The organism is uncultured Citricoccus sp. (assembly GCF_937871995.1).
In the GTDB taxonomy this organism is placed as follows: Bacteria; Actinomycetota; Actinomycetes; order Actinomycetales; family Micrococcaceae; genus Citricoccus.
In genome coordinates, this window is the sequence record NZ_CALMQR010000067.1 from 1 (window position 1) to 13,595 (window position 13,595).

Here is a 13,595-nt window from a genome sequence, read left to right on the forward strand (position 1 = left end):
GAACCGCCGACGGACCGCGCCGGGGTCCTCGCGGCCCTCGGCCACCGCACCGGGGACCCCGAGCTGCTGGCCCGGGCCACCGCCGCCCTGGACGTGCTGCAGTCCGCTCCGGTGGCGCGGTTGCCCGCACCACCGGGACCGGTCCACGACCTGCTCCTGGACACCGGCCTGCTGGTCCGGACCGGCCGGTTGCCGGACGGCACCGACCTGGCCGAGCACCCCCTCGAGGCCGGGTTGGCCTGGCGCGACGGAACCGCCGGACGCCGGCTGGGGGTCACCGCGCCGCCGCCGCAGGACCGCACCGTGCCCACCGCGCTGTCCTCGAACGCCGCCCTGGCCGCCATCACCGACCTGTTGCGCGGTTGCGCCGACCTCCTGGACGGACTGCTCGAGGGACTGCCGACCCTGCGCTCGGGCGGTGTCGGCGTCCGGGAGGTGAAACGGCTGGCCGACTCCACCGGTTCGGCGCCCGAGGACACCTCCTGGCTGCTGGAACTGCTCGCCGCGGCCGGTCTCCTGGTCCTGGATCCGGACACCTCCCGCTGGGTCGTCGCCGCCGAGGCGGCGGACTGGCAACGCAGCGAGCGCCAGGTGCAGTGGGAGGCACTCGTCCTGGGCTGGCTGGGCAGCGGACGCGCGCCCCTGCTCGGCCCGGCGCCCACGGCCGGTGGCGTTCCGTCCGGCTCCTCGTCCGGAGCAGCGCCCTCGGCGGCGGGTGGCGGGCGGGCGCTGGCCTCCGACCGGAACCGGCCCGATGCGCCCGGGCTGCGGGCCGCCGTGCTGGAGACCGCCCTCGAGCTCGCGGGGGAACGGCCGGGTGTGCTGCTGGATGAGGCGGTGGCCCGGCGCCTCCGGTGGCGCAGCCCCCGCCAGTCCGCCCGGACCGCTCCGTTCACCGCACCGCTGCTGGCCGAGGCCGCCCGGCTCGGCCTGACCGGCGCCGGTGCCCTCACCGTGGCCGGTGCCCTCGTCGCCGCCGGTCGCCTCGGCGAGGCCGCCGACGCCGTCGGGACGGCACTTCCCGCTCCCCTGACCCGGGTGCGCCTGCAGGGTGACCTGACCGCCGTGGCCCCCGGGTACCTCGATCCCGAGGTGGCGCGGACGCTGGCGACGATGGCCGACGCCGAGGGTGACGGTGCCGCCCGGGTCTACCGGTTCTCCGACGACTCCCTGTACCGCGCGCTGGACACGGGGCTGGATGCGACCGCGATCGAGCAGTTCCTCGACGCGCACTCCGAGGACGAGTTGCCGCAGTCGCTGCGCTATCTGGTCCGGGACGTCGCGCGCCGCCATGGGGCGGTGACCGTCGGATCCGCCGGGTCCTGGCTGCGGGTGGAGGACGAGGCCCTGCTGGATGCGATCGTCGCCGATCCGGTCCTGGCCGACGCCGGACTGGAGCGGGTGGCACCCACGGTCGCGGTGTCCCCGGTCGGCGAGCGCGAACTGCACAGGATGCTCGCCGGCGCCGGACACCGGTCCTCCCGTCGGCGGGGCACACCGGACCGCAGCGGGACCCCGGCCTCCGCCGGGGCCGGCGCGGCCGGCGCCGGGCCGTCCAGGCTGCGGCGGGCGACCCCGGAGAGCGGGACGGTGGAGTCCGTGTTCCCGGCCCCCGTCCGGGCGGTGCGGTGGACGCCCAGCGAGGAGGAGCTGGCCGCCCAGGTCGCCCGGCTGCGGGCCGCGCCGCGTCCCTCGCCCAGCGGACCGGGCACCGAGGAGGCCGTCGTGCTGTTGCGCCACGCCGCCCGGCAGCGGAGCACGGTCGACCTGGTCACCGTGGACCAGCGGGGCCATCGGCAGTCGCTGCGGGTGGTGCCGCTGGCCGTGGCCGGTGGCCGCGTCCGCTGCCTCGTCCCCTCCCGCGAGGCCGAGACGGTGGTGCCGCTCCACCGCGTCGTCTCCGCCGAGCCCGCCGGGGCAGCCGAGCCCGTGACCGCCGCCGCATCCCCCACGACCGACCAGGAGGACCCATGCCCGACGGACCGTTGATCGTACAGTCGGACAAGACCGTGCTGCTCGAGGTGGACCACCCGGACGCCACCGAGGCCCGGCACGCGCTGGCCTCGTTCGCCGAGCTCGAACGCGCACCGGAGCACGTGCACACCTACCGGATCACGAACCTGGGCCTGTGGAACGCCCGCGCGGCCGGGGTGGACGCCGAACGCGTGCTCGACGTCCTGCTGACCCACTCGCGCTACCCGGTGCCCCATGCGCTGCTGGTGGACATCGACGACACCATGAGCCGCTACGGCCGGCTGCGGCTGGAGAACGACCCCGTCCACGGCCTCGTCCTGCGCACCGACGACCATCCGGTGCTCGAGGAGGTCCTGCACGCCCGGAAGACCGCGGACATGTTCGGTCCCCGCATCGACGGCCGGACCGTGGTGGTCCACGTGGCCAGCCGCGGACAGCTCAAGCAGGCCCTGCTCAGGCTCGGCTGGCCCGCCGAGGACGCCGCGGGTTACGTGGACGGCACGCCCTACCCGATCGGGCTCACCGAGGTGCCGGAGACCGGTGAGCTTGCGGACGGGGAGTATCCGGACGGTGACGCGGTCGACACCGTCCCGAGGGAGCCCTGGCGACTGCGCCCGTACCAGCGCATGGCGGTGGAGAACTTCTGGGCGGGCGGGTCCGGGGTCGTGGTGCTGCCGTGCGGGGCGGGCAAGACCCTCGTGGGCGCAGGCGCCATGGCGACCGCGGGCGCCACCACGCTGATCCTGGTGACGAACACGGTCTCGGCGCGGCAGTGGAAGGCCGAGCTGCTGCGACGGACCACGCTGACCGAGACCGAGATCGGTGAGTACTCGGGGGCGGTCAAGGAGGTCCGCCCGGTCACGATCGCCACCTACCAGGTGCTGACCGCCAAACGGGGCGGGATCTATCCGCACCTGGAGCTGGTCAACGACCACGACTGGGGGCTGATCATCTACGACGAGGTGCACCTGCTGCCCGCGCCCATCTTCCGGCTGACGGCGGACCTGCAGGCCAGGCGTCGGCTGGGGCTGACCGCCACCCTGGTGCGTGAGGACGGCCGGGAGTCCGAGGTGTTCTCGCTGATCGGGCCGAAGCGCTACGACGCCCCGTGGAAGGACATCGAGGCCCAGGGCTACATCGCCCCGGCCGAGTGCATCGAGGTGCGGGTGGAGCTGCCCAGGGATGAACGGGTGGCCTACGCGATGGCCGAGGACGCCGACAGGTATCGGCTGTGCTCAACCTCCGAGGTGAAGCTGCCCGTGGTGCGCTCCATCCTCGGACGGCACCCCGGTGAGCAGGTGCTGGTCATCGGCCAGTACCTCGACCAGCTCGAGGAACTCGGGGAGCTCCTGGAGGCTCCCGTGCTGACCGGGTCGACACCGGTGGCGGAGCGCCAACGTCTCTTCGGCGCCTTCCGGGACGGGGAGATAGGGGTCCTGGTGGTGTCGAAGGTGGCCAACTTCTCGATCGACCTGCCCGAGGCCTCGGTGGCCGTGCAGGTCTCCGGGGCCTACGGTTCCCGCCAGGAGGAGGCCCAGCGTCTCGGCCGGCTGTTGCGCCCGAAGGAGGACGGGAAGTCCGCCCACTTCTACACCGTGGTCTCCCGCGACACGCTGGACCAGGACTACGCCCAGAAGCGGCAGCGGTTCCTGGCCGAGCAGGGGTACGCGTACACGATCCTCGACGCCGCGGACCTGGCCCAGCCCTAGGGAAGGTGCCCGCTGCCGTCGACGTGGCGGTGGATACGCAGCCCGGGACCGTCCGGCACCCCGGAAACCTCGCTCAGCCAACGTTCAGGAAATGCTCAGCGAACGGGTGGACGATGGAATCCATGAAGTCCAAAGAGCCCGAAGCCAAGCTCCTGGTCGTCGATGACGAGCCCAATATCCGAGAGCTGCTGTCCACCTCCCTGCGGTTCGCCGGGTTCGAGGTGGTGGCGGCCGCGAATGGCCGCGAGGCCCTGGCCGCGGCGGAGAAGGACCAGCCGGACCTGGCCGTCCTGGACGTGATGCTGCCGGACATGGACGGCTTCACGGTCACCCGCAAGCTCCGCGCCGCCGGCCGTCACTTCCCGGTCGTGTTCCTCACCGCCCGCGATGACACCGAGGACAAGGTCACCGGGCTGACCGTCGGCGGTGACGACTACGTCACCAAGCCGTTCTCCCTCGACGAGGTGGTCGCCCGCATCCGGGCCGTGCTGCGCCGCACCGCCCCGGCCGACGGCGACGACGCCGTCCTGAGGGTCGACGACCTCGAGCTCGACGACGACGCCCATGAGGTGCGCCGGGCCGGCGAGGTGGTGGAACTGTCCCCCACCGAGTTCAAGCTGCTGCGCTACCTGATGATGAACCCCAACCGCGTGCTGTCCAAGGCGCAGATCCTGGACCACGTCTGGGAGTACGACTTCAACGGGGACGCCTCGATCGTGGAGTCGTACATCTCCTACCTCCGCCGGAAGATCGACCGCCCCGACCTGCCGGACATGATCCAGACCAAGCGCGGCGTCGGCTACCTGCTGCGCTCCGCTGAGAAGCGCTGACCGTCCGTATCCTTGATGGCATGCCCCCACCCGTGAACCACAACGGGCGCTTCCGGCCGTTCCACGAGATCGTCCGGACCTGGAAGACCTCCTCGTTGCGCACCCAGCTGGTGGTCATGACCAGCGGCCTGATGCTGCTGGCCGTGGCCGTGACCGCCGCGCTGACCGCGTCCCTGTTCCGGCAGGAACTGGTGCGGCAGATCGACGAGGACCTGTTCGCCAACCGCAGCAACGTCTCGGTCTACCTGACCAGCCTCGGCATGGGCACGGACTATTTCTCCTCGCCCCAGTCCATCCTGCGCTTCTACGGCGAACTGCAGGACAACGAGGGGCGGACCACCACGAAGTCCTCCTTCACCGGAGTCGACGAGGACCGGCCGGTCATTCCCGGGATGACGGCACAGGAGGTCCTGTCGAGGGGCACCCAGGCATTCGAGGTCCCCGGAACCCACGCGGACTCCCGCGGGTGGCGGGTGCAGGTCTACCGCCTGGAGTCCGGTGAGGGATCCCTGGCCATCGCGCTGCCCCTGGAACCGGTGTACAGCTCCGTGGACCGGGTGATGTCCCTCGTGGCCACCATCGGCCTGCTGGCCACTGCGGGCGCCTCGGCGATCGCCTACGCCGTGACCACCCGCGCCTTCCGTCCGCTGCTGCGGGTGGAGCGCACGGCGGCCCAGATCGCGGCCGGCGACCTCTCCCAGCGTGTGGAGATGGGCGCCCCGGACACCGAGGTCGGCCGGCTGTCCCGGTCCCTGAACGCCATGCTGGCGCATATCGAGACCGCGTTCCGGTCCAAGGAGCAGTCCGAGGAACGCATGCGCCGGTTCATCCAGGACGCCTCGCACGAGTTGCGCACTCCGCTGGTCACCATCCGGGGCTTCTCCGAGCTCTACCGGCACGGCGGGATCTCCGAGAAGGAGGACGTGGACGCCGCCATGGGCCGGATCGAGGGTGAGGCCAAGCGCATGAGCCAGCTCGTGGAGGACCTGCTGACGCTGGCCCGCCTGGACGAACAGCGTCCGCTGGACCATGAGCCGGTCGACCTGATGATGCTGGCCCACGACGCCGTCCTGGACGCCCGCGTCAACGCGCCGGACCGGGAGGTCAGGCTCGAGGGGCTCGACGGCGGCCGCGCCGGTTCCGCGCCCACCTCCGGGGACGAGGGCCGGTTGCGGCAGGTGGTGGCCAACCTCGTGACCAACGCCCTGCGGTACACCCCGGAGGGCACTCCGCTGGAGATCGCCGTCGGCACGGTGGACGTGCTGCCGGGGTCGGTCGACTCCGACGGCCAGCAGGTGCACGGTTCGCGCGACTCCGTGATCGAGATCCGGGACCACGGGCCCGGCATCGACGAGGACGACGCGGCCCGGGTCTTCGAGCGCTTCTACCGGGCGGACTCCTCACGCCAGCGGGAGACCGGCGGCACGGGCCTGGGGCTGGCCATCGTCGCGGCGATCGTCGCCCAGCACGACGGCACCGTGCGGCTGACCCAGACGCCCGGGGGCGGCGCCACCCTCTCCGTGCGACTGCCCTGGATCCCCGCCGCACAGGACCAGGACGAGCAGTCCGACGAGGACGGGACGGACCGGGCTGAGGACGGGGCCCCCGCCGCAGACGCGGACCTGCCGGTGGACGGGGACGAACCCTCCCGCGAGCAGTCCGGCGCCGGCGGACCGGCGAACGGCAGTCAGCCGACCGGCAGGCAGGTGACCGCGGGGAAACCGGCGCGGAACGGACGCGGCGTGATGCGTGGCCGGCGCAAGCCGCCCCTCCCGCCGCGTCCTGCACAGGCGCCCGGCGGGCCGGCGTCCTCCACAACGGAGTAGGACGCCCTGCCGGGTGCCCGACGGGGTTCCTAGCGTGGACGGGGAGCCGGACCACTCCGGCCCGGTCGGTCCGACCGCCTCGCGGCGGCCGGACCGGCATCCAGATCCCTCACCACAGGAGTGAACATGGCACTCGTCCAGATCGACACCGAAGACCTGATGGCCAAGAGCCAGGCCGTGGAGGGCTCCATCGGCCGGCTGCAGTCCGAGGTCAACGCGATGGAGGCCAACCTCCGCCAGCTGCAGGACACCTGGCGCGGCCAGGCCTCGAACAACTTCCAGACCATCCTGACCGAGTGGCGGGCCACCCAGGCCCGCGTCGAGGAGTCGCTGGTGTCCATCCGCGGGGCCATGACCCATGCGGCCCAGCAGTACCTGGACGCCGAGACCGCGAACGCCTCGATGTTCCGCGGTTGACCTCCCGGCCCTGACGTCTGCCGGGTGGGTGGAGGTGCGCAGGCAATCCATCTCCAGCCACCCGGCGGAAACCTAGGATGGGGACCATGGCCGTGCTGATCGATCCGGCACGGTGGCCCGCCCACGGCACCGTGTTCTCCCACCTGGTCTCGGACCACTCCCTGGCGGAACTGCACGCCTTCGCCGAGGAGGCCGGGATCCCCCGCCGCGCCTTCGACGGCGATCACTATGACGTCCCCGTCGAGCGATACCCGGCCCTGGTGGCGTTGGGCGCGGAGGAGGTCAGCGGCGCCGAGCTCGTCCGTCGCCTGGTCGCCTCCGGGTTGCGCATCCCGGCCAGCCACCGGCCGGGCAAGCTGGACAAGATCCTCACCCAGCGGTTCAACCGGTTGCTGCCCGGTCACTCCCCCCTCGAGCGCGAACCCGTGGTGGCAGACCTGCTGGCCCGGTGGTCCGAACCCCACCGCCACTACCACGACCGTTCCCACCTGCTGGCCGTGCTGAAGAGCGTCGACCTGTTGCTGCGCCAGGGAGAGGACTGCGGTCGCTGGGACCGGGCCGTCAAGCTGGCCGCCTGGTTCCATGACGCCGTCTACCGCGGCGACCCCGGCCGGCCGCCCGGGCAGGACGAGGAGGACTCCGCGGTGCTGGCGGAGACCGTCCTGTCGGATCTCGGACTGCCGGACCCGGAGATCGCGGAGACGGCCCGGCTGGTCCGGCTGACCACCACTCACGACCCGGACCCCCTGGACCGCTCCGGCGCCGTGCTCAGTGACGCGGACCTGGAGGTGCTGGGACGTGGTCGCGGTGACTACGCGCGGTACCTGGCCGCCGTCCGGAAGGACTTCTCGCACGTGCCGGACGATGCCTTCGCCGCAGGCCGGGCCGCCGTCGTGCAGTCCCTGCTGGACGCCGACCCGCTGTACCGGACCGCGACGGGTCACCGGATGTGGGACGGGGCGGCCCGCCGCAACCTCTCCGCGGAGCTGCACCCGACCTCCCGGTGGTGGTCCCGCCGCTGACGGTCCGGAACCGGGCCGGGACACGAGAAGGCCCGGCCCCCGGGAGACAAACCGGGAACCGGGCCTTCGCCGTCACTGGCGTTCGAGGCGGGATCAGTCCCGCCCGGACGGCCGGTGATGCCTGCTAGGAGCAGGTCATCACATCATGCCGCCCATACCGCCCATGCCGCCCATGTCGTCGCCACCCGGCATGGCAGCGGCCGGCTCAGGCTTGTCGGCCACGACGGCCTCGGTGGTCAGGAACAGGCCGGCGATCGAGGCGGCGTTCTGCAGGGCAGAGCGGGTCACCTTGACCGGGTCGTTGATGCCGGCGGCCAGCAGGTCCTCGTACTCACCGGTGGCGGCGTTCAGGCCGTGGCCGGCGGCCAGGCCCTTGACCTTGGCTGCCACCACGCCCGGCTCCAGGCCGGCGTTGTAGGCGATCTGCTTCATCGGGGCCTCAATGGCGACCTTGACGATGTTGGCACCGGTGGCCTCGTCACCCTCGAGGGACAGCGAGTCGAAGGCCTTGGTGCCGGCCTGGATCAGGGCGACGCCACCGCCGGCGACGATGCCCTCCTCCACGGCGGCCTTGGCGTTGCGCACGGCGTCCTCGATGCGGTGCTTGCGCTCCTTGAGCTCCACCTCGGTGGCGGCACCGGCCTTGATGACGGCCACGCCGCCGGCCAGCTTGGCCAGGCGCTCCTGCAGCTTCTCGCGGTCGTAGTCGGAGTCGGTGTTCTCGATCTCGGCACGGATCTGGCTGACCCGTCCGGCGATCTCCTCGGCGTCACCGGCACCCTCGACGATGGTGGTCTCGTCCTTGGTGACGACGACCTTGCGGGCGGTGCCCAGCAGGTCCAGGGTGGCGTTCTCCAGCTTGAGGCCGACCTCCTCGGAGATGACCTGGCCACCGGTGAGGATGGCGATGTCGGCCAGCATGGCCTTGCGGCGGTCGCCGAAGCCCGGGGCCTTGACGGCCACGGACTTGAAGGTGCCGCGGATCTTGTTGACCACCAGGGTGGCCAGGGCCTCGCCCTCGACGTCCTCGGCGATGATCAGCAGCGGCTTGCCGGACTGCATGACCTTCTCCAGCAGGGACACCATGTCCTTCACGTTGGAGATCTTGGAGTTGACGATGAGGATGTACGGATCCTCCAGCACGGTCTCCTGGCGCTCCGCGTCGGTGACGAAGTAGCCGGAGATGTAGCCCTTGTCGAAGCGCATGCCCTCGGTGAGCTCGAGCTCCAGGCCGAAGGTCTGGGACTCCTCGACGGTGACGACGCCCTCCTTGCCGACCTTGTCCAGGGCCTCGGCGATCAGGGCGCCGATCTGCGGGTCGGCGGCGGAGATCGACGCGGTGGCGGCGATCTGCTCCTTGGTCTCGATCTCCTTGGCGGAGGCGATGAGCTCGGCGGTGACGGCCTCCACGGCCTTCTCGATGCCGCGCTTCAGGGACAGCGGGTCGGCGCCGGCGGCCACGTTGCGCAGGCCTTCCTTGACCAGGGCCTGGGCCAGCACGGTGGCGGTGGTGGTGCCGTCGCCGGCGACGTCGTCGGTCTTCTTGGCGACCTCCTTGACGAGCTCGGCGCCGATCTTCTCGTACGGATCCTCGAGCTCGATCTCCTTGGCGATGGAGACACCGTCGTTGGTGATGGTGGGCGCGCCCCACTTCTTCTCCAGCACCACGTTGCGGCCGCGCGGGCCGAGGGTCACCTTGACGGCGTCGGCAAGGGTGTTCAGGCCCTTCTCCAGGCCGCGGCGCGCCTCTTCGTCGAATGCAATGGTCTTGGCCATGTGTGCACTGTCCTTTCTGGACCTTGGCGTTGCTTGGCAGTGTTCAACCGACCTGTGCAGTGCCCGCGACGGACGGCCCTGGGCCGGGCCTCACCACGTTCAGGTCAAACTCGTGGCGCGGACCACCCGCATGCCTGCGGGCCTTGGCAGTCCGAACCACTGAGTGCTAGTCCATATTTAGCACTCGGCACACCCGAGTGCAAACATCGGGCCGGGCCCCGGACGGTTGTTCAGCGGGCAGGGGAATCCGCGTCCGGAACGCGGGGTGCGCATCGGGACGTCAGCCGGCGTAGGACGCGGTGACCACCACGGCGATGCCGGGGATCCGCCCGTCATAGACCGCCGGCAGCCCGAGCCCGGCCGCGACCGCCTGGGCGGTGACCGGGTTCGACGAGTAGAAGACCGCGGAGGAGGACACCGGGTATCCCGACCAGTTCCCGGCGGTGGCCACCGTGAAGCCGGAACCGGAGAGGGTGCCGCCGACCCGGCCGGCCAGCCCGTTGACCCGGGAGGCGTTGTAGACCTCCACCGGGAAGGAGTAGTCCACCGTCTGAGGCTCCTGGGTCTGCGTGGGAGTCGGCGTGGGTTCCGGCGTCTTCGTGGGCTGCGGGGTCGTGGTCTTCCGCGGCGTCGTACTGGGTTCCGGAGACCGGGCCGGTGGCGCGGACGACGACGCCGCCCTGGCCGTGCCGGAGGCCGACGGGTCGGCGGTCCCCGCCCCGGAACCGGGCCGGGTCATTCCCGGGGAGGTTGCCTGCCCCGGTGCCGCCGACCCGGACACCGACGCCTCCGCAGCACCGGGCCGGGCGGTCTCCTGGACCCGCAGCGTGGGCAGGATGAAGTACGAGAACGCCCCGATCACCAGGGCCAGGGCGGCGGCGAGCGAGATCCAGGTCAGCCCGGACGGGCCGGTGCCGCCGGACGGCTCCGCCACGGCCCGATGGCCGCCCTTGCGGTTGCGGTATTCGGGCACGTCATCGAACTGATCGCGCGGGTACTCAGTCATGGACCATCATCACCAGATCTTCGGCACCGGGCGGCGCCGTGGTGGCTGCCGCGGACGTGGCCACGGCCCCATGACCGTGGCGCTCAGGCCTCCTGCCGCCTGGCGCTGCGGGCCCGGTGGCGAGTCGTCCGTAGTCTACGCAATCTCTTGACCAGCATCGGCTTGTGGGCCAGGGCCTCCTGGCGGTCGAGCAGGCCGTTGAGCACCTGGTAGTACGTGGTGGCCGAGATGGAGAACCGGTCGCGGATCGCCTGGTCCTTCGCCCCGCCGTACTTCCACCACTGGTCCTCGAAGTCCAGGATGTCCCGGTCCCGCTCGGACAGTGCCGACGACGACGCCCCGGGCTCCTGCCCGCCCGCGCCCTCCTGCCCGTCGTCCTGCCCCCGGTCAGCGCGCGGGTCGTCCTCGCGCTCCGAGGGGACGGGGTCAGCTGCAGTCATGGGAAGGTCCTTCCGGGAAGTGGTCCCCCGCCGCGCATCTGTTCGGGCACCCACGGCGCTGGACGGAGTACTCCACAGTCTACTCCGCCGAACTACAGCGGTGTCATTCGATAGTCTGCACCGATGAGACTGCTCGAACCACTGGATCCCGGATGGGAGCGCGCCCTGGCGCCCCAGCAGGAGGCCCTGGACGCCGTCGGGCGCGAGGTCAAGGCCCGGCGGGCCGACGGGGAGCAGGTCCTCCCGGCGCCGGAGAACATCCTGCGGGCCTTCCGGCAGCCCTTCGACGAGGTCCGGGTGCTGATCCTGGGCCAGGACCCCTATCCCACGCCGGGGCACCCGATCGGGATGAGCTTCGCCGTGGACCGGCACGTGTCACCGCTGCCGCGCTCACTCGTGAACATCTACCAGGAGCTGTCCGAGGACCTCGGCATCCCCCCGGCCCCCCACGGTGACCTGACCGCCTGGACCGGGCAGGGCGTGCTGCTGCTGAACCGGGTCCTGACCGTGGCCGCCGGCCAGCCCGCCAGCCACCGGGGGCTGGGGTGGGAGCGGGTGACCGAGGCCGCCGTGGAGGCACTGTCCGGACGAGGCACCCCGCTGGTGGCCATCCTGTGGGGTGCCGATGCACGGAAGATGGCCCCGGTGCTGCAGCGCCACGCGCCCGCGGACGCGCCCCTGGGGATCATCGAGTCTGCCCACCCGTCCCCGCTCTCGGCCCGGCGCGGGTTCTTCGGCTCGCGGCCGTTCAGCCGCACGAACGAGCTGCTGGAGCAGTGGGGCGCCGAGCCGGTCGACTGGCGCGTCGACCACTCCTGACCACTCCGGCCACACCGTGCGGACCGGTCAGCGGCGGCCGATCCGGCGCCGTTCGTTGGCCTGCAGGGCGGTGGTGAACGGACGGGCCAGGGTGTCGCCCAGGACCACGCCGGCGGCGATGGCCATGATGGTGGCGGAGGCGTTGAACAGCCCGACGAGCCCGTCCACGAGGGCGCCGCTGTCCATGGCGATGCCGTACATGGACCGGAAGATGGTCAGTCCGGGCAGCAGGAACAGGATGGCCGGCACGGCCACCACGAGCTGGGGCGCGCCCATCCTCAGGGCCACGTACCGGCCCACGGCGCCGATGACCACGGCGGCGATGGCGGGGGTCAGCCGGGGTCCCACGCCCAGGGCCTCCGCGCCGGCGTAGGCCACGAAACCCGTCAGGGACACCAGGGCGGTGGGCAGCAGCAGCTTCCACTCGGACTGCTCGAAGATCGAGTCCCAGACGGCCGCCAGGAAGACGAGCAGGCCCATGAACCAGACCGGGTACGTCGAGGAGCTGGCGTTGTCCACGTCCAGTTCCGCGAAGCCCATCAGGCTGGCGAACACCACGGCGGACATGATCCCCGCGATCAGCGCCGCGAAGATGAGGGCTGCGGAGACGAACCTGCCGGCGGCGGTCACGGGGAAGCCGTTGATCGCGTCCTGCACCGCGGAGACGAAGCGGCCCGACGGCAACAGGAGCATGATCCCGCCGGCCACCACCAGGGACGGCCCCAGCGGCACGTCGAGCTCGAAGAGCACCAGGGCGATCACGGTGGCGATGAAGCCACCGGCCATCGTGGCGAAGAACTCCGGGATCCGGGCCCGGCCCATCACGTCCATCACGGTGATCAGCAGCGAGGTGGACAGCAGGGCCACCCCCGCCCCGACCAGCCCGCCGCCGACGAACAGCACGAAGGTGGCCGCGAACAGCCCGGCGGACAGGGTGTTGAGCCACTTCGGGAACGGCTTGGGCTTGTGCCGGATGTCGGCCAGCCGCTGCTGGGCCTCGTCCCGGTCCACCTCTCCGGCGGCGATCGCGGACACCAGCCGGTGCATCAGCGCCAGCCCCGCGTAGTTCTGCGACCAGGACCGCACCACGCGCTGCAGCGTGTACGGCGTCTTGCCGGCGGGTGCGTAGTTCAGCGAGATCGACTGGTTGGTGATGTCCACCTCGGTCTCGTGCACGCCGAAGGCCTGGGTCACCACGATGATCGAGGTCTCCACCTCGAGCGCACCGGCGCCGAAGCGGAAGAGGGTCTCCGCCAGTTTCAGCGCGAAGTCCAGGGTGGCCCGCTCGTCGGCGTCCGCCAGCCGGGTGGTGCGCAGGTAGGGGTTGGCGTACGGGCTGCCGGCGATCCGGTCCACCATGGACAGGGCCTGCGTCGGCAACGGTTCCGAGTACATGATCCGCCGGATCGCCGAGCTGCCTGAGAACCGCAACCGCGGCTTCTTCGGCCCCCGCAGGGCCACCGGGACGGTCGGCGGCTCGCCGGTGACCGGCTCGGAGGGCGCCAGCACGGACTGCGGCACCGGCACGGAGCTGGGCGGCTCCGTGATCGGGGTGTCGGTGACGGGCCCCACGCCGGCGCCGTCGGCGACGACGGGGGCAGCGACCGTGGGCTGCGGGCCGGTCGCCGGAGCGGGCGCCTGGGCGGCGGTGGGGGTCTGACTGGTCGGCACGTGGCCGGCGGCCTCGGCCGCCGGGCCCAGGGGGAAGTCCGTGATCGAGCTCGTGGCGGGGGCGCCCTCCTCGACGGCCCTCAGGATGCGTTTGTGATGGTCATG

General features: G+C 71.8%; 11 protein-coding genes. 7 read left to right on the forward strand and 4 right to left on the reverse strand.

Going from position 1 to position 13,595, the window contains the following annotated elements; genetic code table 11:
• The 6 genes from Q0283_RS07275 to Q0283_RS07300 form a co-directional block, all read left to right on the forward strand.
• Nucleotides 1–1,989, forward strand: a 1,989-nt coding sequence (locus Q0283_RS07275; RefSeq protein ID WP_298044048.1) for a helicase-associated domain-containing protein, incomplete at its 5' end; no start/stop codon positions are given.
• Nucleotides 1,971–3,683 (forward strand): DNA repair helicase XPB, encoded by a 1,713-nt coding sequence (locus tag Q0283_RS07280; RefSeq protein WP_183523412.1) that lies wholly within the window; start codon nt 1,971–1,973, stop codon nt 3,681–3,683. The genes Q0283_RS07275 and Q0283_RS07280, both read left to right, overlap by 19 nt.
• Nucleotides 3,684–3,805: 122 nt before the next feature.
• Nucleotides 3,806–4,513: a response regulator transcription factor gene (locus Q0283_RS07285; protein ID WP_010145005.1), complete on the forward strand. Its 708-nt coding sequence runs from the start codon at nt 3,806–3,808 to the stop codon at nt 4,511–4,513.
• 20 nt (nt 4,514–4,533) lie between these two features.
• On the forward strand, nt 4,534–6,339 hold the full coding sequence (locus tag Q0283_RS07290; RefSeq protein ID WP_298044049.1) for a cell wall metabolism sensor histidine kinase WalK: 1,806 nt from the start codon (nt 4,534–4,536) through the stop codon (nt 6,337–6,339).
• A 126-nt stretch (nt 6,340–6,465) separates the two neighbouring features.
• Nucleotides 6,466–6,756: a WXG100 family type VII secretion target gene (locus tag Q0283_RS07295; RefSeq protein WP_183523410.1), complete on the forward strand. Its 291-nt coding sequence runs from the start codon at nt 6,466–6,468 to the stop codon at nt 6,754–6,756.
• 86 nt (nt 6,757–6,842) lie between these two features.
• Nucleotides 6,843–7,778, forward strand: a complete 936-nt coding sequence (locus Q0283_RS07300) for a DUF4031 domain-containing protein (RefSeq protein ID WP_183523408.1) — start codon at nt 6,843–6,845, stop codon at nt 7,776–7,778.
• Between the two features lie 138 nt (nt 7,779–7,916).
• On the opposite strand, the gene groL is transcribed toward Q0283_RS07300, so the two are convergent.
• From groL to Q0283_RS07315, 3 genes are all read right to left on the reverse strand, one after another.
• On the reverse strand, nt 7,917–9,554 hold the full coding sequence (gene groL / locus Q0283_RS07305; RefSeq protein ID WP_183523406.1) for a chaperonin GroEL: 1,638 nt from the start codon (nt 9,552–9,554) through the stop codon (nt 7,917–7,919).
• Between the two features lie 280 nt (nt 9,555–9,834).
• Nucleotides 9,835–10,560 carry a LytR C-terminal domain-containing protein gene (locus Q0283_RS07310; RefSeq protein WP_298044052.1) on the reverse strand — a complete coding sequence of 242 codons (726 nt, stop codon included), beginning with the start codon at nt 10,558–10,560 and terminating at the stop codon, nt 9,835–9,837.
• A gap of 83 nt (nt 10,561–10,643) precedes the next feature.
• A complete protein-coding gene (locus tag Q0283_RS07315; RefSeq protein WP_183523402.1) occupies nt 10,644–11,000 on the reverse strand; it encodes a DUF3263 domain-containing protein in 357 nt (118 codons plus the stop codon).
• A 123-nt stretch (nt 11,001–11,123) separates the two neighbouring features.
• Here Q0283_RS07315 and Q0283_RS07320 point away from each other — a divergent pair, with 123 nt between their 5' ends.
• Nucleotides 11,124–11,819: a uracil-DNA glycosylase gene (locus Q0283_RS07320; RefSeq protein ID WP_183523400.1), complete on the forward strand. Its 696-nt coding sequence runs from the start codon at nt 11,124–11,126 to the stop codon at nt 11,817–11,819.
• A 27-nt stretch (nt 11,820–11,846) separates the two neighbouring features.
• Here the strand turns inward: Q0283_RS07320 and Q0283_RS07325 are convergent.
• A partial coding sequence (locus Q0283_RS07325) for a threonine/serine exporter family protein (protein WP_324590485.1) occupies nt 11,847–13,595 on the reverse strand: 1,749 nt, incomplete at its 5' end.